This is a genomic window from Tunturiibacter gelidiferens, from assembly GCF_014201335.1.
GTDB classification, from domain to species: domain Bacteria; phylum Acidobacteriota; class Terriglobia; order Terriglobales; family Acidobacteriaceae; genus Edaphobacter; species Edaphobacter lichenicola_E.
In genome coordinates this window covers 34,744-53,512 of sequence record NZ_JACHEB010000009.1, presented here as the reverse complement: position 1 = coordinate 53,512, position 18,769 = coordinate 34,744, and the positions used below count along the sequence as shown (strand labels likewise).

General features: G+C 56.7%; 18 protein-coding genes and 1 tRNA gene. 8 read left to right on the top strand and 11 right to left on the bottom strand.

Features of this window, described 5'->3' with window-relative positions; genetic code table 11:
• Positions 1 to 176 precede the first annotated feature (176 nt).
• Positions 177 to 944, bottom strand: a complete 768-nt coding sequence (locus HDF14_RS17705) for a queuosine precursor transporter (RefSeq protein ID WP_183979253.1) — start codon at positions 942 to 944, stop codon at positions 177 to 179.
• 111 nt (positions 945 to 1,055) lie between these two features.
• On the opposite strand from HDF14_RS17705, the gene HDF14_RS17700 reads away from it, so the two are divergent.
• The 5 genes from HDF14_RS17700 (at position 1,056) to HDF14_RS17680 (ending at position 6,722) form a co-directional block, all read left to right on the top strand.
• Positions 1,056 to 1,133, top strand: a tRNA-Glu gene (locus HDF14_RS17700).
• 218 nt (positions 1,134 to 1,351) lie between these two features.
• Positions 1,352 to 2,623, top strand: coding sequence for a GDSL-type esterase/lipase family protein (locus tag HDF14_RS17695; protein WP_260698366.1), 1,272 nt, complete (start codon positions 1,352 to 1,354; stop codon positions 2,621 to 2,623).
• Between the two features lie 361 nt (positions 2,624 to 2,984).
• A complete protein-coding gene (locus HDF14_RS17690; RefSeq protein WP_183979249.1) occupies positions 2,985 to 3,545 on the top strand; it encodes a PEP-CTERM sorting domain-containing protein in 561 nt (186 codons plus the stop codon).
• A 144-nt stretch (positions 3,546 to 3,689) separates the two neighbouring features.
• Positions 3,690 to 4,850 (top strand): glycosyl hydrolase family 28-related protein, encoded by a 1,161-nt coding sequence (locus HDF14_RS17685; RefSeq protein WP_183979248.1) that lies wholly within the window; start codon positions 3,690 to 3,692, stop codon positions 4,848 to 4,850.
• Between the two features lie 618 nt (positions 4,851 to 5,468).
• A complete protein-coding gene (locus HDF14_RS17680; protein ID WP_183979246.1) occupies positions 5,469 to 6,722 on the top strand; it encodes a hypothetical protein in 1,254 nt (417 codons plus the stop codon).
• A 351-nt stretch (positions 6,723 to 7,073) separates the two neighbouring features.
• On the opposite strand, the gene HDF14_RS17675 is transcribed toward HDF14_RS17680, so the two are convergent.
• Positions 7,074 to 7,421, bottom strand: a complete 348-nt coding sequence (locus HDF14_RS17675; RefSeq protein WP_183979244.1) for an STAS domain-containing protein — start codon at positions 7,419 to 7,421, stop codon at positions 7,074 to 7,076.
• Between the two features lie 170 nt (positions 7,422 to 7,591).
• Between HDF14_RS17675 and HDF14_RS17670 the strand changes: the two genes are divergently transcribed.
• Positions 7,592 to 8,305, top strand: a complete 714-nt coding sequence (locus HDF14_RS17670) for an SOS response-associated peptidase (protein ID WP_183979242.1) — start codon at positions 7,592 to 7,594, stop codon at positions 8,303 to 8,305.
• A 32-nt stretch (positions 8,306 to 8,337) separates the two neighbouring features.
• Here HDF14_RS17670 and HDF14_RS17665 read toward each other — a convergent pair whose 3' ends face one another.
• The 4 genes from HDF14_RS17665 to HDF14_RS17650 are packed head-to-tail and all read right to left on the bottom strand — an operon-like array spanning position 8,338 to position 13,894.
• A complete protein-coding gene (locus tag HDF14_RS17665) occupies positions 8,338 to 9,384 on the bottom strand; it encodes a UDP-glucose--hexose-1-phosphate uridylyltransferase (protein ID WP_183979240.1) in 1,047 nt (348 codons plus the stop codon).
• Complete coding sequence (gene galK / locus HDF14_RS17660; protein ID WP_183979238.1) at positions 9,381 to 10,556, bottom strand: galactokinase; 1,176 nt, start codon at positions 10,554 to 10,556, stop codon at positions 9,381 to 9,383. The genes HDF14_RS17665 and galK overlap by 4 nt, the downstream gene beginning before the upstream one ends.
• 33 nt (positions 10,557 to 10,589) lie before the next feature.
• Positions 10,590 to 13,172: an ABC transporter permease gene (locus HDF14_RS17655; RefSeq protein WP_183979236.1), complete on the bottom strand. Its 2,583-nt coding sequence runs from the start codon at positions 13,170 to 13,172 to the stop codon at positions 10,590 to 10,592.
• Positions 13,172 to 13,894 (bottom strand): ABC transporter ATP-binding protein, encoded by a 723-nt coding sequence (locus tag HDF14_RS17650; RefSeq protein ID WP_183979628.1) that lies wholly within the window; start codon positions 13,892 to 13,894, stop codon positions 13,172 to 13,174. Before HDF14_RS17650 ends, HDF14_RS17655 begins: the two co-directional genes overlap by 1 nt.
• Before the next feature lie 77 nt (positions 13,895 to 13,971).
• Here HDF14_RS17650 and HDF14_RS17645 point away from each other — a divergent pair, with 77 nt between their 5' ends.
• Positions 13,972 to 14,694: an arylesterase gene (locus HDF14_RS17645; protein WP_313899613.1), complete on the top strand. Its 723-nt coding sequence runs from the start codon at positions 13,972 to 13,974 to the stop codon at positions 14,692 to 14,694.
• A gap of 15 nt (positions 14,695 to 14,709) precedes the next feature.
• On the opposite strand, the gene truB is transcribed toward HDF14_RS17645, so the two are convergent.
• The 5 genes from truB to HDF14_RS17620 are packed head-to-tail and all read right to left on the bottom strand — an operon-like array spanning position 14,710 to position 18,209.
• The gene (truB, locus tag HDF14_RS17640) at positions 14,710 to 15,582 is read right to left on the bottom strand and encodes a tRNA pseudouridine(55) synthase TruB (RefSeq protein WP_183979232.1); all 873 of its coding nucleotides are present in this window, start codon (positions 15,580 to 15,582) and stop codon (positions 14,710 to 14,712) included.
• A 19-nt stretch (positions 15,583 to 15,601) separates the two neighbouring features.
• Entirely contained in the window at positions 15,602 to 16,210 is a 609-nt protein-coding gene (gene folE, locus HDF14_RS17635; protein WP_183979231.1) for a GTP cyclohydrolase I FolE, read from the bottom strand.
• Positions 16,211 to 16,225: 15 nt separating this feature from the next.
• Positions 16,226 to 16,654, bottom strand: coding sequence for a 6-carboxytetrahydropterin synthase (locus tag HDF14_RS17630; protein WP_183979229.1), 429 nt, complete (start codon positions 16,652 to 16,654; stop codon positions 16,226 to 16,228).
• Positions 16,651 to 17,061 carry a 6-pyruvoyl trahydropterin synthase family protein gene (locus tag HDF14_RS17625; RefSeq protein ID WP_183979227.1) on the bottom strand — a complete coding sequence of 137 codons (411 nt, stop codon included), beginning with the start codon at positions 17,059 to 17,061 and terminating at the stop codon, positions 16,651 to 16,653. The genes HDF14_RS17630 and HDF14_RS17625 overlap by 4 nt, the downstream gene beginning before the upstream one ends.
• Positions 17,062 to 17,117: 56 nt before the next feature.
• Positions 17,118 to 18,209: a glycosyltransferase gene (locus HDF14_RS17620; RefSeq protein WP_183979224.1), complete on the bottom strand. Its 1,092-nt coding sequence runs from the start codon at positions 18,207 to 18,209 to the stop codon at positions 17,118 to 17,120.
• A gap of 30 nt (positions 18,210 to 18,239) precedes the next feature.
• Here HDF14_RS17620 and HDF14_RS17615 point away from each other — a divergent pair, with 30 nt between their 5' ends.
• Entirely contained in the window at positions 18,240 to 18,722 is a 483-nt protein-coding gene (locus tag HDF14_RS17615) for a TlpA family protein disulfide reductase (protein WP_313899612.1), read from the top strand.
• Positions 18,723 to 18,769: the final 47 nt, after the last annotated feature.

Here is an 18,769-nt window from a genome sequence, read left to right as displayed (position 1 = left end):
AGAGAGTTGCAAAAGCGGTGGACAGAAAGATTTTGCAGGCGCAAGATTCTGCGGATCAACGTTTTACTGGCTACAGCTCGGGATTTCAATTTTAGATGACCATCTCCTCACGAAAGGTTCGGAATATGTATCTAAAGACTTTTTGAACCGAGCCAGGGTGGTTCGAGGGCCGTATTTCAGGCGTCCAATGTGCTCTTTTCAGCAAATGAAAAGGGATTGAAGCTTTGGTGACGATCAAACGCGTCGGAGTGCTCAGCGCGTTTCAGCCAGTTTATGACAAGATACGTGATCGGAGTGGCGATTACCTCGTAACCGACCTTCAGGGTGTAGCCGGTGAGGATGATGTTGACCAGGGTGCGGGCGGGATAAATTCCGCCGAAGGTGAGTGTGATCACGAGAATCGTGTCGACCGCCTGGCCGACGACCGTGGAACCGATGGTCCTGGTCCACAGCCTGCGTCCGTTTGTGAACAGTTTGAGCCGGGCCATGGTGTAGGAGTTTGCGAATTCCCCGGCACAGAAGGCGATGAGGCTGGCGGCCAGGATGCGCGGGATGAAGCCGAAGACGGTGGAGAAGGCCTCCTGGTTATGCCAGCCTGGGGCCGATGGGAGCGCGATGACGATGGCTCCGATGAGATACAGGAGGGCGGTGCCAAAGAAGCCCAGCCAGATGGCGCGTCGTGAGGCCGCGAAGCCGTAGACCTCGGTGAAGACGTCTCCGAAGATGTAGGTGATGGGGAACAGGATGACCGCACCGCTGATAGCGAATGGACCGATGGACCATGTGCCGATTGAGAATGGACCGAAGAGGCAGACTTTTTGTGCGATGAGGTTCGATACGAGCAGGATGACGACGAAGGCGGTCGTAAGAGCGTCGAGATACCTGAAACTGCGACGAGTCGATGGTGTGGCGCTCGGTTGGACTGTGTGGAGTTGCGCGGGCATCCCTACCAGTATGCCGTGCGGGGTTGCCGCACGCCAGTTTTTGACAGAGACTGAGCGCCTTGTTAGCGTTGGGAGTGGCGCGTGTGCTTGCCGACGCCATCAACTTGGAACGTCCCCGTCGTCTAGCCCGGCCCAGGACACCGCCCTTTCACGGCGATAACATGGGTTCGAATCCCATCGGGGACACCAAAGCTGCATTCGGTTCTGAGAAACCTTTCTAGCAGGCTGAATTACGCTTCAACGCTCTTCACAATTCGGGATCACTCTCACGATAACGTTTACGCGTAAACTTTTTTTCGCTCTGACGCGTCTTCCAAATGGTGAAGGCTTTTCCCTGGTTGTCGGTCGTAGCGCTAGCCATACTGACGTCCATGTTGGGCTGTTCCGGCACGCAGGCTCCCGTGCCTATGGCGTCAGCACCCGCGGATTCGCAGTGGGTAGTAGCCTGGGGTGCGTCTCCGCAGAATGCTCTTTCAAGCTCGGAAGACCCGGGTGGGCATGAGCAGAGCTTCCGCTTCATGATCCTCCCGACCATTGGGGCTACGGAAGAGCGGGTGCACTTTTCAAACTACTTCGGCACGACACCCATCACGATAGGGTCTGCGCGGCTTGCCGTGGCCCTTACAGCAGCGTCTACGCCAGCAATCGATGCAACGCACGATGCACCCCTCACGTTTAACGGCAGCACTTCTGTTACGTTGCAGCCCAATCAGGAGATCGACTCCGATCCGGTGAAGGTTACGTACACTTTCGGTCAGTGGCTCGCTGTATCTATGTATCTGAAAGGGACTTTCCCACCGCTTACAGAACATGATTCTCAAGTATCAAACAACTTCGAAACGCCTGATGGAGCTGGCGATACGACGACCGACTCGGCCGGGACCTCTTTCACCGAAAACCCTCCAGAGTGGTTCCTGATGACTAGCGTCGAGGCATACGGTCCTTATGCCGGCACAGTGGCCTTCTTTGGCAGTTCTTCGGTGGACGGCCACAATTCGGATTATGGGAGCGGCAACTCCTATCCGATTTCAAACGTGTTCGTGCCGACGCAGAATAACGACCGGCCGACCGATTGGTTGGCGCGTTCGCTCAATACTGCCGGTTACAGTCTGGGCGTACTCAACGCGGGCCTGTTGGGCAATCCTGCAGGAGAAGATGCAATGACCTCCGGCGGTTCATCTATTGCAGGAATAGATCGCTTCAAGCATGACGTACTAGAGCAGCCCGGTATCAAATCCGTCATCGTATATACCGGCGGCGTGGATCTTCGAATTGACTGCGTTTCGGCCTCGGCCGTGGAGGCATCGCTTACGAACATCGTGGCGCAGGCATCGGCAGCAGGGGTGCGAGTAATCCTGGCTACAATTCCGCCTGCCGAATACTGCACGACAGATGCGCTGGTGCCGACTGCGGCCGATCCATATAACGGAGATATCAATCCAGGCCCAGAGAATCCAGGATCCACGCAACGCCGGGCGGTGAATGCTTGGATTCGCACGACAGGGTCACAACTTCCCGGGGTTGTCGCCATAGCTGATTTTGATCAGGCCATGGCCTACCCTGCCCACCCGGACTTCTTGATGCCAACGTTTTACACTACCGATAATTTCCATCCGAACGGGATGGGGTATGGCGTTCAAAACAGCGCAATTCCTCTTCCGAGTTTGCTCCCGCAATAGACATTCAATTTTACGGGTCGCTAAAAACGCGTTTTCAACTCGCACTGTCATGCGGTTGGAGCGATTGAGGGTGTAATCGGCTGATTACCGGTGGCGATGACCGACCTGGCCTAACCGCGAAAACAAGGCAAATGGATGACATTCTGATGACATCCCTGGAGCCATATCTTCAGATTTATGAGACTGTAACCAGGTTGGAGGTTTGGTGGGTGACAGTAGGAAAAGTTCTGCGTACACAATCGGACAGACGAAGTAGATAGCTCAAAATACCGAGTAACGAGTGGGGTTTTGGAAAAGATACGGTGGGCCTTGAAATGCATGACGAAGGTGCATCACAAACCCTAGTGTTAACAGGAGATTTATGTCCCGGCTATCCCTCGCACTCTGCGGCCTTGTTCTAGCTGCACTCCCCTCCACCTCTGCTCTGGCCGACACTGTCACATTCGACTTCAGCTTCACCAGCGGCGACGGAATCTCCGGCAACGGAAGCTTTACAGCAACTTCCGATGGGTCGGATCAATATCTGATCCAAAGCATTATGGGCAAAACGAGCACGAACGGTAAAAACGACCTCTCAATCGGTTCCCTGTTGGCGCCTAATAGCTTTCCTCCCGCCAATTTCGGCACCCCAAACGACAATCTGCTTCTGTTTTCGCCAAAGACCGACACGTATTCGTTTGACGGGGGCGGACTGGCGTACAGCCTGTCGAACGGCGCGATTGTCGACCTTTTCTCCGTTGGCGAGAACGACGGCGTGCTCCTGCGGAGGGCGGGCGCAAAGAACGACAACAATGACCCGGACGGGCTAGCGAACTTTACTATTGCGCCCGAAGCATCGCCGGTTCCCGAACCTACGTCGCTGATGCTGCTGGGTACGGGTGTTGTGGGAATGGCCGGAATCCTCCGACGCAAACTTGCCTAAGAGTTTTGTTAAGTGATGAAAGAGGCGGCCTGTCTAAGGCGGCTTCTTTCATTTAGGCAACGTTTCAAGGGATGACATTCTGATGACATCCCTGGAGCTATGCTCCCCTTAGACTGGTTTCGTGGCCATCATCAGAGGCATACGATGAAGCATGTTTTGAGTTGTCTGTCGGTAGTTGTGTTGAGTATTTTACTGGTCCCCTCCTCCATTCGTGGTCAGACAGCGGAGCCGACGACAGGCAACAGGGAACACGGTGTCTCCACGACCGTCCCTGCTGTCGGGGTATCTGCGATCAGCGTTGCTGATTACGGGGCCAAAGGTGATGGTAGTTCCGACGATACGGCGGCCATCAACTCCGCGATGTCGGCGTGCGTCTCACGCGCGCTTCCGCACAACGGATGTGTCCTGTACTTTCCGGCGGGGGTTTATATCACCACAGGGCTCACACTTCGGTCCTATGTGAATATGAAGGGCGATGGATGGGGGGCGTCTGTCCTGTTGCTCAAGCCGCATACCGCGGCAAATGTTCTGACCGTGCCTGTCGGCGCGTTCAACTTCAGCGTCACCGGCCTAACGCTTGATGGAAACTCTGAAAAGGGAGGGAGTGGCAATTGCTTTTTCGTTGCTCCTACGTCGGGCGGCCCGGCAGAGTGGAACACCGCCAATAAGGAGACGGCTCCCGTCAATGCTCAAAAATGGGGCCATGTCGAGGAGGTCATGTTTTCCCATTGCTCTGTGGATGGGATTCATATCAATGCCTTTAATTACATGCTGTTTTTCGACAACTTCTATGTGTTCGATAACGGCGTCTATGGCGTATACACAGAAGGCACGAACAGTGGGTTCACGAATTTTCAGATCGAACGGAACGGCACAGCCGGGATACATCTTGCAGGTTCGAATGACCGGTTCACCTCTGGTGAGGTGATCTGGAATGGACTAGCCGTTGCGACGGAGGCCGCGGTGTACGTCTCGGGATCACGGAACATCATAACGGCCGTAGAAACGGAAGATAGTTATACCAACGGTTTCTTCGACAAGGGCAACGACAATGTGTTTATGGGGTGCGTCTCTGATTCCAATGGTTATGTTCAAAAGAACGTAGATGCATCCTCAAGGGTCGCGAGCGGCTTTGTCATCGCCGGGTCAGGCGGCGTCTACATCGGTGACAAGGTGACAAGCTATCGTCGCCGGCTGCCGGATGGGAACTTCACTACGGAGTGGCCCTATAGCCTTGAAAACCGCGACAACGGGAAGATCGACATCACCTATGACAGTACCAATAAACCGCCTCGCACACGTTAGGCCAAGCTAACGCGAGAGAGCTCCCTCGCAATCTCCAACTCACGATGGTTGATCGCGGGGACTCTGTTGCTTTGATTCGCTGATTTATCTCGTCATCGCGTGCTGATACGACGGCTTCTGAAAGCGGAAGAAGCGTTGGTCGCAACGATTACATCGGAACGGATAGAGAAAGATCAGGCTCAGGATCTTATCGAGTGGATGACGATGGGACCGTCGGACTTCACCTTGGCTTATACATTCTGGGCATTTCGGCATCATGATTTTGCTCCGGGGAGGCGCAAAAAATAATCCCATACCAGCCTGGGGAGTGGAGTAGCACCTTTGGGGGATTTACTCACCGCTGAAAGGCTCACGCCGGTTCGTCGTCTATATCCAGCCAACCTGGAATTCCCGAAAGAAGAGGACATGAGTAGTGTCTGGCGCGACAGCAGCCTGGGATAGACTCGGGGTAAAGCGACGGCTAATGACAAACAGGAGTCATCATGTCGATTCACAAATTCATTCGATATGTAGGATTTCTCGCCATCGTGGGAGAAATGGCGTATGCCCAAACCCAGCCAAACAGCGGTCCGGTCGATGCAACACAGTTCGCAGGAGCCGAACTTGGGGACAAGGTCAATGCCGCGATTGCCTCATTTGGGAGCGGGGTTGTGGAGCTATTGTGGTGCCCCACGGGACCTATCCCCTTCCAAGAAGATCGTGAAGCCGCGCTGCATCATGCTCGACTTCGAAAACTCGACGGTCACCTTGACGATTACAAACGGCCCGATCATTGTGACTGGAAGCTTTTTGGACACATCGGCAGGTCATTATCTGTGGGGCGGCATAAGGAATCTTAAGCTTGTGGGGCCGGGTGGCTCGGATTCCTACGGCCTGTGGCTTGGCGGGGATACGACGAACGCTTTCGCGCCCGCCGGCTACAACGATTTCGGATCGTCGTATTACAACATCAACATTCGCGGATTTACCTATGGCGTGGCTAAGGGTGTGACGTACCAGATCAGCTTCAGTTCGAGCACACTGGAGGGCAACACGTACGGTTGGTATGAGCCGGGGCAGTTTGGCGGTGAGAACATCAGTATGTTCGGAATGCAGTTCGTCAATAACAGCAAGTATGGCGTTTACGCTCCGAACCAATCGGCGAACGAAATCAACTGTTCCTTTTGTTCGTTCGACTATAACGGAGATGCCAACATGTACGTCATGAACGGCTCCGTGACACTGATGGGCGGTCATATGGAGCGATGCTCCGGCTATGACATTGACGGGCCGGTGACGGCCTCAGCGGCGATGATTTTAAACATCTTCGGTATGACATTCGTAAACATCGGTGGTTCGGTGTATGCGCCGGGAGGTTGTCCCGCGTTCAGCGGAGTCGACCCTGCTTACATCCACGTTACCGGGAACAATTCGAATGTCACTCTGGGGGGAGGGGTTGAGCTTATTCGAAATCATAAGATGACGAGCGTCATTAACTGGGCGGCTACGGGATTCTCTAACGCGCTTACTGTTGAGCCGTACATTGATCCAGCTTCAGACACCGCAATAGGCCTACAGATTCTCGTTCCCGGACAGGCTAGTAATATCCAGTCTCTGAGTATCCCGTTGTATAACCAATACGTCTCCAACAACCGCTACTTCAACGGAATTACGGTTGGGCAGGCCCAGGGGGGAGTCTTCCCCGGAGCGGGATCGATCTACGCGACCGGACCGATGGGCACGTCTGTGAATCAGGGTGGCAGCGTGCCCTCGGTTGGCGCGTTTCCTTACGGCGGAAGCTATCTGGGCTGGAATGCTCAGAATCTGGGCGACGTCGATCTGCTCAGTCCAGTTCCAGTGACGACTCCGAACGCGCCCTCTTATAACTTTTAGGTAAATACGACAGGCAGATTTCAGAAGGTATTCAGCATTCTGCACAATGGCGGATTCACGATTGGACCAAAGGGTTCTTACGGGATTGATGGATCAGGCGACGCGACAGTCAACTCGATCACCCTGCCCAACTCGGGCGGGATTTCTAATGCGACGACTCACTTCTCGAGCACGTCTATCACTGTTGGCCCGAAGAGGGGAACCAGCACATGGTTCACGGGCGGAGCAGCTCTTTCTGGAGCCTGCACGACTGGAGATCTCTGGAGTAACCGCAGCGGCGTTCCGAATGCTTTCTATGTTTGTCAGGGCGGCGCGTGGATTGGAAGATGATCTACGCGCCGAATGTGACAATCAGGCGATGTTGATGCCGTGGTCTTCCGCCTGGCCAAAGACGGAAAGAAGGTTTGTCATCTTCAACACGTTGCGAAGCTGCTTACCAAGGTGAAGCAGTTTGAACTCGCATCCGGTTTGCTTGGCAGTTGAGTACAGTCGGACCAACGCGCCAAGTCCCATGCTGTCTACGTAGATCAAGTCTTGCAAGTCAATCGTTACCAGTTTTAACTGAGGCAGAAGATGCTTTACCTCCTGGTAGAGCTCTTCGGTGGTGCCTGCTACGAATCGGCCGTGACATTTCACAACGGCTGAATCCCCGTCACGTTCGATTTCAAAGGTTAGAATTTTTACGATTTCTTCGGGCATATCGGTTGCTCCTGGCAAGGTACGAGCATTGGGGTGCAGTGTTGACCTGAGAATTCTCGCATATAGAACTGAATGCAGGAACAGACTCGTGAAGATTTGCGGAGAATTATGAGGGACAGGACGGAACGCTGAATTGTGCCGCGCTTTGGTATCGGACTTACAATCCCTGTATGTGCGGACGATATGGGCTCAAATCAGACAAACAAAAGATGGCTGACGAGTTCCATGCAAAGAAGGTAAGACCGAAGGTCGTGCTCGCCCCCAACTACAACGTCGCTCCGAGCCTTCACCTACCAGTGGTGAGACTGGATGAAGAAGGCGACCGCGAACTGACGCTTATGCGATGGGGGTTGATTCCCTTTTACTCCAAGGACGACAAAGCAGCCAACAAGATGACCAACGCACGGGCCGAGACCGTGGCGACGTTGCCAGCCTATCGCGAGGCGTTCAGGAAACGGCGCTGCATCGTCCCCGCGGACTGGTTCTATGAATGGCAGGGCCTGGATCCCCAGAGGAAGAAGACGCAGTCGTGGGCGATTGCGAGGAAGGATAGGCGGCTTTTGGGGATGGCTGGCCTTTGGGAGAGCTGGAATGACCCTGCGACTCGCCAACCCCTGGAGACGTACACAATCCTAACCACAGATCCCAACGAGGTGATGGAGCCCATCCACATGAGAATGCCTGTCATTCTGCGTCCAGAGGAGTATCAGAGGTGGCTTGAGCCACTCGATTCTGCCAGACCTCCAACGGACCTCCTGAGACCTTCTCTAGTAGCCCTGGAGGCATGGAAGGTCGATCCCAAGGTTGGGAATGTCAGGAATACGGGCCCTGAGCTTTGTGAGCCTTGGGCTGACGATCTCCCGACGCCTTCCCTTTTTGGATGAATCATTCGTTTGGTGGGAGGAGATACATCCTGTTAGATCCTGGGGATTCGCAGGCTCGCCTGACGAAGTGTTTCCGCCGCGGATTCGGGGGTGATGTCCCGTTGCGGCGATCCTAGCAGTTCGTAACCGACCATGAACTTTCGAATGGTGGCTGAACGGAGCAGGGGTGGGAAAAAATGCGCGTGGAACTGCCATTCGGGGTGCTCGTACCCGTCGCACGGCGCAGGGTGCAGGCCCATGGAGTATGGGAATGGAGTGTCGAAGACCTGATCGTAGGTGGCTGTGACCGAATGAAGGATGGAGGCGAAGTCTGAGCGCTCGGTGTCAGTGAAGGCTTGCAGGTCGGTGACGTGGCGTCGGGGCAGGATCATCACTTCGAAGGGCCATACTGCCCAGAACGGCACCACTGCGAGAAAGTTCGCGTTTTGCGCTACGACGCGTTCGCCGAGCGATTCTTCTAGCTTTTGGTATTCGTACAGGAGAACGGCGTGGTTCTTTGCGAGGTATTCTCGTTGTCCAGATAGCTCCGCAACGACTTCATCAGGAATCGAGCGACTGGCCCAGACCTGGCCGTGGGGGTGGGGATTGCTGGCTCCCATCATGGCTCCGCGATTCTCGAAGATTTGTACGTATTGAATATCTTCGCGAGCGCCGAGCTCTGCGTATTGCTCGCTCCACACATCGACTACTGCGCGAATTTCAGCAACCGACATCTTCGCCAACGTGAGGTCATGACGCGGGGAGAAGCAGATGACGCGGCATATTCCGCTTTCGCCTTCCGCCAGCAGGAGTCCTTTGTTGCCTTCGTCGCTTGAGAATTGCGGAGCGTCTGGCTTCAATGCGGCGAAGTCGTTTTCGAAGACGTATGTGCTGGTGTATTTGTCTGTTTGGATACCGCCAGCGCGCGTGTTTCCTGGACAAAGATAGCAGGTGGGATCGTAGGCAAGCGCGACTTCTGTTGACTTCGACTCTGTCTGGCCTTGCCAGGGGCGCTGCGTTCGATGGGGAGAGACGAGCACCCATTCGCGCTTGAGTGGATTGAACCGGCGGTGAGGATTTTGCTGGGCCTGAGAGATCATCGGGCGCCTCCGTCAACCGCCAGGGCGAGCGCACCGTCGGAGGGAGCGGTGACGAAACATTGCGCCGTGATTCCGGTTTTCGTCGCGTACTGTTCTTGTAGAGTTGCGACGAATTGTTCGGCGGCCTCAGCACGTACGATGTTTACCGTGCACCCGCCGAACCCACCGCCGGTAATGCGGGAACCGAAGCATTCTGGCTGCTGCATGGCGATCTCGACCAGCATGTCGATCTCTGCGCAGCTTGCTTGAAAGTCATCTCGCATGCTCGTGTGAGCCTCAATCATCAGCGCTCCAAATCGGGTCATATCTTCGTGCAACAGTGCCTCGCGTGCATCCAACACTCGTTGATTTTCTGTGATGATGTGACGGCATCGCGCGAAGCTGGATGCCGACATCTTATTTTTGCAGGCTTGAAGATCTTCGAGGGTGGCGTCGCGAAGAAGATTTACACCTGGTCGCTCGCGTTGAAGAACGGCTTGGCCGGCCTCGACTTCATCGCGGCGGTCTCCATATTCGCCGGTAGCGACGGCGTGTTTCACCATCGAGTTACAGATGACGACACGTATGTGTTCGGGCAAGGGCAGAAGGTCGAACGTGAGGGAGCGACAGTCGAGGAGCATCGCGCGATGTGCAACTGCGCCAGCGACGACGAACTGATCCATGATGCCGCACTTCGCACCGACGTAGTCGTTTTCGGCTCGACGGCAGAGGGTTGCGACCTTTTCGAGTGGAAGCTTCACTCCGGCGTGGTGTTGAAGAGCCATCGCTGTGGCTACTTCGACCGAGGCTGAGGAGCTTAGACCAGCGCCAAGCGGGACGTCTCCGGCGAGCGTCATGCTGAAGCCATCGAGAGAGATGTTTTCCTGCTGGAGGGCCCATAGGACGCCGGCGGGATAGTCTGACCAGTGGCCGCGGGGGGTGGGCTCTAGAGAAGCTACATCGAAGGAGGCTTCCTCTCTATAGTTTGCCGAGTAAAAGATGGCGCGTCCGTCTTGCCTGGGGCTGATGACGGCGATGGTGTGGAAACCTATCGCCATGGGCATGACCAGGCCGCCGGTGTAGTCGGTGTGTTCGCCGATGAGATTGACGCGGGCTGGCGCTGCGAATGCGTGCCCCTGTTGACCAAACTGCTGCTGATGAACCTGGAGCGCGTGCTCCTCTTCCACTTTCATTTACTGATCCCTTACTCCTGAATCATCATACGATTATTCTTCGCGAAGGACTTCGAGTGGCTTGCGGCCAAGAATTCGGTGGCTTGCCACCCAGCCGGTTGCAACGGTGAGGGCTGCTGTTCCCAGGAGGGCGCCGAGAGTCCACAGCCACTGGAAGTGGTAGGCGACGGTGAGTTTTGTTAGTAGCACGCGCGCGATGATATTTGCGAAGAGGATACCGACTAATCCTGCGACGAGGCCCAGTACCGCGAACTCGATCGAAAACACTGTCGCGATGCGTGCGCGTGTGGCGCCGAGAGTTTTGAGGACTACGACCTCGCGGATGCGGCGGTAGCGGGTTCCGGCGATCGAGCTGGCGAGAATGACTATCCCGGCGAAGATGGAAAAGGCGGCGAGAAACTGAATGACGTAGGTGATCTGCATGACCACGGCTCTTACGGTTTCGAGCGCCTGGGCGACGTTGATTACCGTGACGGTGGGGAAGGAGCGGTAGAGTGCGCGCTGGAGGTCGCCGACGTGGTTGGGGTCGGCATGGACGCCACCGTACCAAACGACCGGGAGGCCCGCGAGTGCGGGTTGCGGCAGGATGAACTCCGCGCGGGAGTAGGCGTGCTGGCCGTCGGACTTTGTGAGTGCGACGACGGTGGCGACAAACTGCGTGTCCTGGGCGGCGAAGGTGATGTGCGAGCCCACGTGCACGCCGAGCCGGTCGGCCTGACGTTTTTCGATGGCGACGACTGGACGTTTTTCATCGGTGCGCCACCAGTTCCCTTCCACTGTTTTGGTTCCAGGAGGTGAGGTGGCGGACCACGTGAGACTGATGGAGCGGAGCATTCGCTTGGGGAAGTTTTTCAGTTTTGCCTGGTTTGCCGGGACGCCATCGATTTCGACGATGCGGGATGAGACTACGGGAAGGAGCTCCGGCGGCGCGGTCACGCTGGGTTGTGATTTGAGCAGGGTGCGAATGCCTGCGACTTCGTCATTGGTGATGTCGATGAGGAAGACGTTAGGCAGGTTGGGAGCGGCGGAGACGTGGAGCTCTGAGACTACCGCTTGTTGGACGAGATAGACGGTCATGATCTGCATGACCCCGAGGCCTAGTGCCGCGAGGAGGGCGGCAGAGGGATTGCCGGGGCGGTAGAGATTGGCGAGACCGTGGCGAAGTGAAGATGGCAGATGAAGGCGGGTCTTTGAGAGGAAGAAGCGGAGGCCCGCGAGAACCCCTACCGAGGCGAGCAAGAGCACGGCGAGAACGGCGACGAGGCCGAATGAAAAAACTTCGCCCACTACTAGTGAGTCGCTAAGCGTGGTTGCGATGGCTGCTAGTCCTGCAAGGATGAGGATTGCAGCGACGACTTGCGCTAGATTTTTTGTGATCTTGCGCCAGGCGGCTGTTACGAAGGGATCGTCGTTGTCTTCGACGGCTCGGCGGAGGATAAGGATGGGACGTACTCCTCGGATATCGAGAAGTGGAGGGAGGGTGAAGAGAAGCGTTGTGAGAAGACCGGCGGCCAAGCCAGTAATGACCGTGCGGGGTTGGAGGTTGAACTCGGTGTCGACGTGGATGAGCCGGGCCAGCAGGTGGGGGAAACTGAGCTGCACGGCGACACCGAGAGCTACGCCTAGTAGACCACCGGCGAGGCCAAGCAGAAGCGTCTGAAGGAGGTAGATTTTGATGATCTGGCCGGAGCGTGCGCCGAGAGACTTCATGATGGCGATGGTGTCGAGGCGCTGTTGCAGGTGCGCTCGCATGGCCATGGCAACGCCGATTGCTCCGAGAACGAGGGCGACGAGGCTCATGAGGGAGAGCAGGCTTGTGGCGCGATCGAGCCCTTGCGTGAGCGCTGGATTGGTCTCGCGGTAGTCGATGACCTGTGCTTCTGGCAGGAGTTTTTCGAGGCTCAGCTTGAGGTCGGCTACTGCTTTGTCGGAGATGGGTGCGCCGTTGCTGGGCTTCGGGACTTTGAAGAGATACCGCTGGCCGGCGTGGCTTCCGGGGGCGAGGAGGCCGCTGGCCTCGAGGCCTTCGCGTGAGATGAGAACGCGCGGACCAGCTGCGAAGCTTCCTGACAGGCGGTCCGGTTCGTTGACTACGACTGAGGCGATTCGAAAGAACTGCGTGCCGATCTTGAGTTGGTCGCCTACTTTGAGGTTGAGGCGCACGAGGAGATCGTCAGCAACGGCGACGGTGTCTGAAGTTAGTACGTTTTTTAACTGGGCGGAGGGAGCGAGTTCCACTTGTCCGTAGAAGGGGTACATCGTCGGGTCGACGGCCTTGAGCGAGACCAGCAGCGGGTCGAGGGTCTTTGCGGAAGACGCCATCGAGAGGAGTTCGGTGACAGGGGTGATCTCGACGCCGGTGGAGGCGATTTCGTCGAGCGCCTTCTGCTGGTCGGGCGTTGGCTGCTGAAACATTCTTGCGGAGAGGTCGGCAGCCATGATGGCGCGGGCACGATTGAGCAGAGTGCTTCGGAAAGAAGAGGAGAAGCCGCGAACTCCGGTAAGCGCGGCGACACCGATTGCAACCGAGAGGATGACGAAGAAAAACTTTCCGCGGGAGGAGTGCATCTCGCGAGCAGCGATCTTTGCGGCGGAACGATAGGAGAGAGTGGCCATTAGCCTTCGGTGAGGGCGGCTTCGCGGGAAGAGTCGGCCGGAGTGGGATTGATTTCGTCGGCGATGATGAGCCCATCGCGCAGTGTGATTCGCCGGTTGGCGTAGGAGGCTAATACGGGATCGTGGGTGACGAGGACGAGCGTCGTGCCTTCTGTGCGATTCAGGTTGAGAAGAAGCTCTAAAACGTGGGCGCCGTTGGTGGTGTCGAGATTTCCTGTGGGTTCGTCGGCGAGGACGATGGGAGGGCGGAGGATGAAGGCTCGTGCTAGCGCTACTCTCTGTTGCTCGCCGCCGGATAGCTGGACCGGATAGTGATCCATGCGATCAGCAAGGCCGACGCTTGCGAGCAGGTCGCGTGCGCGGGTGAGGCCGTTTTCTTTTGTATCGGCGTTCAACTCGTGCGGGAGGAGAACGTTTTCGAGGGCAGTGAGAGTGGGGATGAGTTGATAGGACTGGAAGACGAATCCGATGGTTTTTCCGCGGACCTGGGCGAGCTTGTCCTCCGGAAGATAGCTTATCTCGGTGCCGTTGAGTCGAACGCTGCCCGCGCTTGGAGTATCGAGGCCTGCCAGCAGACCGAGAAGAGTGGATTTTCCGCTACCGCTCGAGCCCATGATTGCGGCGAACTGACCTTTAGGAACTGTAAAGTCGAGTCCTTTTAGAATGTCGACGGTTCGGGGGCCGTTGCGGATCGACTTGCGGAGGTCTTTCACGGCGATCATGGGAGTTTGGTAGGTCAACTTCGGGGACTCTCCTTCTTCGACAACGGTTTTGTTACTTTGTAGAGATGCGGAGAACAGTGTCTGGAGTCATTTTATCGGTCTTGTCTCTTCTGGTGACGGCGCTTTCGCTGAGTGGCTGCCGGTCCGAGAGGGCAACGAAGCCGGTTGAGACTGTGGACTCGAGCCAAGCTGTCTCTGAAAACGAGGCTCCTGTCGCGCCGCCGCCCTCACAAAGCGCGGCGATGGATAAGAGGCCGGTGATAGTTTGCTTCGGCGACAGCCTGACGGCGGGGTACGGGACTGACCTCGGGCAGAGCTATCCCGACTATCTTCAGACGGATCTGAATGCGGAAGGATATAACTACCGGGTCGTCAACGAGGGCATCAGCGGGAATACGACGAAGGATGGTGTTGATCGCCTGGATCGAGTGCTCGCGTTGAAGCCGGTGGTGGTGGTGGTGGAGTTCGGTGGGAATGATGGGCTGCGCGGTTTGCGTATTGAAGATTCGCGCACAAATCTGGATAAGATTGTTGGCACGCTCAAGGCGAGTGGAACTAAGGTGGTGCTCGCTGGAATTACTCTTCCCCCGGACTATGGTCCTGATTACATCAAGCAGTTCACCGATACGTACGCTATGCTTGCGGCGAAGTATCATGTGCCTCTGCTGCCGTTTCTGCTGAAGGGCGTCTTCGGCGTGGATGGAATGATGCAGGCGGATAGGACGCATGCAACGAACGCGGGAAATCAGGTTGTGGCGAAGAATGTTCTTCCGCTGGTGACGCCGCTGCTGAAGAAGTGATTTCCGCTTGTGGCTTCAGCCTAGAACGACGATGGGTTGCATCAGGGTGCCGGCGACGCGGCGAGTGATTGCGAGAAGATCGGTGGGTGAGGTAAATACTTTGACCCGTGGGGCCTGGGAGAAGTCGGGCAGGTTGACCTGCATTCCGTTTCGCAGCCGTCCTGCCATTTGATCGTCCACAGTGACAGAAGGCATCTCGGGGAGCAGCGTGCGGGGGTGAGGTAAGAGGGCTTCGAGTTCGGCCACGGTGGCGCTTTTTAGCTGGTCGATTGTGATGGCGTGGTTGAGAGCGAATGCGCCGGCGCGGGTTCGGCGCAGGCTGGAGAGATGAGCTCCGCAGTTGGCGAGTTGGCCGAGTTCGTGCGCCACGGAACGCACATAGCCGCCGGCAGAGACAGACATGACGAAGGATGCGGTGTCGGCTTCGAGAGAAGTCAGCTCAAAGTTGTGGATGGTGATGCGGGCGGGTTTTACGGCGACTTCAACTCCGGCTCGTGCGAGCTTGTGTGCGGCGACTCCCCCGATCTTTTTTGCGGAAAAGATGGGGGGGACCTGATCCAAGTCGCCGTGAAACTTGCGGCTCAGAGTTTGAAGCTGTTCGAGGGTGTGGTTCAACGGAAGGGGTTCGGATGCTGGGAGTCCGTCCGCGTCGAAGCTGTCGGTGGCGAAGCCGAAGCGGATCTGGCCGGTGTAGTGTTTGTCTGCCTGTCCGAAGAACTGAGCGAGGCGCGTGTAGCGGCCTAGAAGCAGCGGCAGGACGCCGGTAGCCATGGGGTCGAGAGTGCCGAGGTGGCCGATGGATTTTTCGCCCGTGGCTCGGCGAACGATGGCGACGACGTCATGCGAGGTGATGCCGGTGGGTTTATCGAGTACGAGGAGACCATTCATGCAGTCTCCAGTTTAGCTGCTAGAAGCCACTTCCCTGCCTACGCACGAGCGAAAGGAACTCGTTGCGCGTCTGGAGTTGTGTCTTGAAGACGCCGAGCATCGCGGAGGTGACCGTTGAGGAGTGTTGCTTTTCGACGCCGCGCATCATCATGCAGAGATGCTGGGCTTCGAGGATGACAGCGACTCCCTGGGGGTGAATAGCGTCGGTGATGGCTTCGCCGATCTGGCGAGTGAGGCGCTCCTGGACCTGGAGTCGCCGTGCAAAGACATCGACGAGGCGGGGGATTTTGCTGAGCCCGATGACCTTTCCGTTGGGGACGTAGGCGATGTGAGCTTTTCCGAAGAAGGGCAGGAGGTGATGCTCGCACTGCGAGAAGAACTCGATGTCTTTCACGATGACCATTTCGTCGTAGTCGACGTCGAAGAGAGCTTCGTGTAGAACCTCGGTCACGTTCATCGTGTAACCACGGGTTAGGAATGCCATGGACTTTTCCATGCGCTCGGGTGTGCGGAGGAGACCGTCGCGCGTGGGATCCTCTCCGATGCGGAGAAGTAGTTCGCGATAGAGGTCCTGCGTTGAAACAGTGTCGAGTGATGGTGCGTCGATGGTCGCCGGGGTAAGTGGCATAGGTTGGGCCTTTCTTTAGATCGTGCCTGGCGTTGGTGTTGCGTCGCCGGCGTAGTCGAACGAGTTGTTGCTGGTCTCCTCAACGTGAACCCGCTCAAGATGAGCCGCGGGAAAGCTTTGGAAGATGCGATAGATTTCGATGCTTAGATTTTCCGTCGTGGAGACGGTGTTGGCAAAGCAGTCGAGAGTGTTGAGGTTCGTATGGTCGAATCGTGCAAGGAGGTTTGTTTGTGCGAAGGCGTCGAGGTCGGCGAGATTGCAGACCATTCCGGTGGCAGGATCTACCTGGCCGCTTAGCGTAACCTGCACGGTGTAGTTGTGGCCGTGGCCGTGGGGGTTGTTGCATTTGCCGAAGACAGACTGGTTCTTCGCCGTGTCGTACGCTTCGGTGTGGAGGCGATGCGACGCGCTGAAGTGGTAACGGCGATTGAGATGCGCTTTCATGGCTCACCATAATAGTCCGCGAAGAGATCGGGCATCTCGTAGACGCGGACCCGGTGCAGTTTTGCGTGAGGAATTTTATTGTCGAGCCGCTGCCAGATCGCGATTGCGATGTTCTCTGTCGTCGGGATCTTGTTTTTGAATTCGGGGACTTCGAGATTCAGATGCCGGTGATCGTAGATGCTGATTACTTCGCGCTCGAGGATGTCTTTCAACTCTTTGAGATCGACAACGAAGCCGGTGGTGGCGTCTACCGCGCCTGCAACTGTGACCTCTAGCGTGTAATTGTGCCCGTGGCCGTTGCGATTTGCACACTTGCCGAAGACACGCTGGTTCTCCTCGGGCGACCACGCTTCGTTCCAATAGAAGTGGGCGGCGGAGAACTCGGCTTTGCGGGTAAGAAAGATCATCGTTATTCCTGTGTTTAGACGTGTTTGAAAGAGGCGTGGATGCAAACCGAAGGTAACTAGGGGGCCGCGTTGTAGTTACGTCCCTTCCAGGTAACAGATTTTCCGAAGCGATGGTGATTGACGCTGCGAAGAAGAATGTAGATGAAAAAAGGTACGCCGAGTATAGAGATTGCTACGTCAATGGCCGGGAAGTTCGAGCGTGCGACGCGGGAGTAAAAGCGCCAGAGGGTTCGAACCCAGATGAGAAGGATAACGCTTCTCTGCCATGGTTGCAGCCAGTAGAGGCCAAAGGCAGCGATGGGCAAGCCGAAGAAGAGGATGACATCAAGAACTCGCCAGAGCGCCAGGGCGACGGGCTTGGGGAGGAGGAGCGCGAGATTTTTGGTCCAGCCTTCGACCATCTCCGAGGTGCTTCGATACATGCGTGTAGAGACCGCTTCCGGAGCGTAGCGGAAGCGGATGGTGCGGGGTGGTCGTTTGATGTTTTCGGCGAGGGCAACGTCCTCGAGGATGCGGTTACCGACCGCGCGATGTCCGCCGATGGAAAAGTAGGCTTCACGTTCGACGAGGAGGAACTGGCCGTTGGCGGCGGCGAGGCGGCGGGCGGGATCGTTGACCTGGTTGGAGGGGTAGACGGAGGCAAGTTCCGAGAAGATCAGCGGCATGACGGCGTGCTGCCAGAAGCCGGTGACGATTTGACGAGGCGAGTAGGAGAGCAAAGCGACTTTGTGGCGATCGGCTTCGCGGAGGGAGCGGGATATGTCGTTTGTCTCGTGGATGGTGTCTGCGTCGGTGAAGAGGAGGTATTTGCCACGTGCGGCTTGGGCGCCGGCCCAGCAGGCGTTGGTCTTGCCGGTGAATCCGGCGTTCGGGCCCAGGTCCAGCTTCGGCGCGTCGAGGACGATGACGCCTGAGTGACTCGCGGCGGCTTCGGTGGCAATGCTGCGGGTGTCGTCGGTTGAGTCATCGTTGACGATGATCAACTCCCACTGTTGGCCGAGGAGGAAGCCGGGCTCGGACTGGCTCAGGATCGAGGCGAGGCAGGCGGGCAGCGAGAGCTGCTCGTTGCGGGCTGGAATGATGACGGAGAGTTCCAGGTCGGGTGATACGTCAGAGTTCGGGAGATGCTCGGGGGACGGGTCGCTCACGACTTCGTATTATAGGAAGTGGAGCGACTTGTGAGTAGATTGTTGATGAGTGCGGTGTTGGGAACGCTATTGGTGGCGGGATGCGACCGGGGAAGCCGCCCGGGAAATATTGATAAACCCGCGCCGCAGTTTGTAATGGGGGACGGCACCAGAACTGTCGATTTGAGCAAGCTGCGTGGACGGGTGGTGGTGTTGAACCTGTGGGCGACCTGGTGTGCTCCTTGCATCGAAGAGCTACCTAGCCTGCTGGCGCTGCAGAAACAGATGCCAGAGCTGGCGATTGTTGCAGTGAGTATGGACCAGGATCCGGATGTCTATAAGCGCTTTCTGGTGGAGCATCATGTCGATGTGCTGACGGTACGGGACGAGGATCAGAAGGTGAATGCGCTGTATGGGACGGTGCAGATTCCCGAGACCTACATCGTCGATAAGCAAGGTGTGTTGCGACGGAAGTTCATCGGCGCGCAGGTGTGGACCAGCCCTGAGATTACTAGCTATCTCTCGAAGATGTGAGAGCAGTCGGAGTTTGTCGATTCAGCAGAGATGACTCGCTGATATGA

Excerpts from the sequence above, each read along its gene's own strand:
- truB (WP_183979232.1), bottom strand. The coding sequence starts at position 15,582 with ATGAATGGTCTCCTCGTACTCGATAAACCCACCGGCATCACCTCGCAT.
- HDF14_RS17695 (WP_260698366.1), top strand. The coding sequence starts at position 1,352 with ATGGCGTCAGCACCCGCGGATTCGCAGTGGGTAGTAGCCTGGGGTGCG.
- HDF14_RS17685 (WP_183979248.1), top strand. The coding sequence starts at position 3,690 with ATGAAGCATGTTTTGAGTTGTCTGTCGGTAGTTGTGTTGAGTATTTTA.
- HDF14_RS17625 (WP_183979227.1), bottom strand. The coding sequence starts at position 17,061 with ATGATCTTTCTTACCCGCAAAGCCGAGTTCTCCGCCGCCCACTTCTAT.
- galK (WP_183979238.1), bottom strand. The coding sequence starts at position 10,556 with ATGAAAGTGGAAGAGGAGCACGCGCTCCAGGTTCATCAGCAGCAGTTT.
- HDF14_RS17670 (WP_183979242.1), top strand. The coding sequence starts at position 7,592 with ATGTGCGGACGATATGGGCTCAAATCAGACAAACAAAAGATGGCTGAC.
- HDF14_RS17655 (WP_183979236.1), bottom strand. The coding sequence starts at position 13,172 with ATGGCCACTCTCTCCTATCGTTCCGCCGCAAAGATCGCTGCTCGCGAG.
- folE (WP_183979231.1), bottom strand. The coding sequence starts at position 16,210 with ATGCCACTTACCCCGGCGACCATCGACGCACCATCACTCGACACTGTT.
- HDF14_RS17690 (WP_183979249.1), top strand. The coding sequence starts at position 2,985 with ATGTCCCGGCTATCCCTCGCACTCTGCGGCCTTGTTCTAGCTGCACTC.
- HDF14_RS17665 (WP_183979240.1), bottom strand. The coding sequence starts at position 9,384 with ATGATCTCTCAGGCCCAGCAAAATCCTCACCGCCGGTTCAATCCACTC.
- HDF14_RS17705 (WP_183979253.1), bottom strand. The coding sequence starts at position 944 with ATGCCCGCGCAACTCCACACAGTCCAACCGAGCGCCACACCATCGACT.
- HDF14_RS17630 (WP_183979229.1), bottom strand. The coding sequence starts at position 16,654 with ATGAAAGCGCATCTCAATCGCCGTTACCACTTCAGCGCGTCGCATCGC.
- HDF14_RS17650 (WP_183979628.1), bottom strand. The coding sequence starts at position 13,894 with ATGATCGCCGTGAAAGACCTCCGCAAGTCGATCCGCAACGGCCCCCGA.
- HDF14_RS17675 (WP_183979244.1), bottom strand. The coding sequence starts at position 7,421 with ATGCCCGAAGAAATCGTAAAAATTCTAACCTTTGAAATCGAACGTGAC.
- HDF14_RS17680 (WP_183979246.1), top strand. The coding sequence starts at position 5,469 with ATGCCGCGATTGCCTCATTTGGGAGCGGGGTTGTGGAGCTATTGTGGT.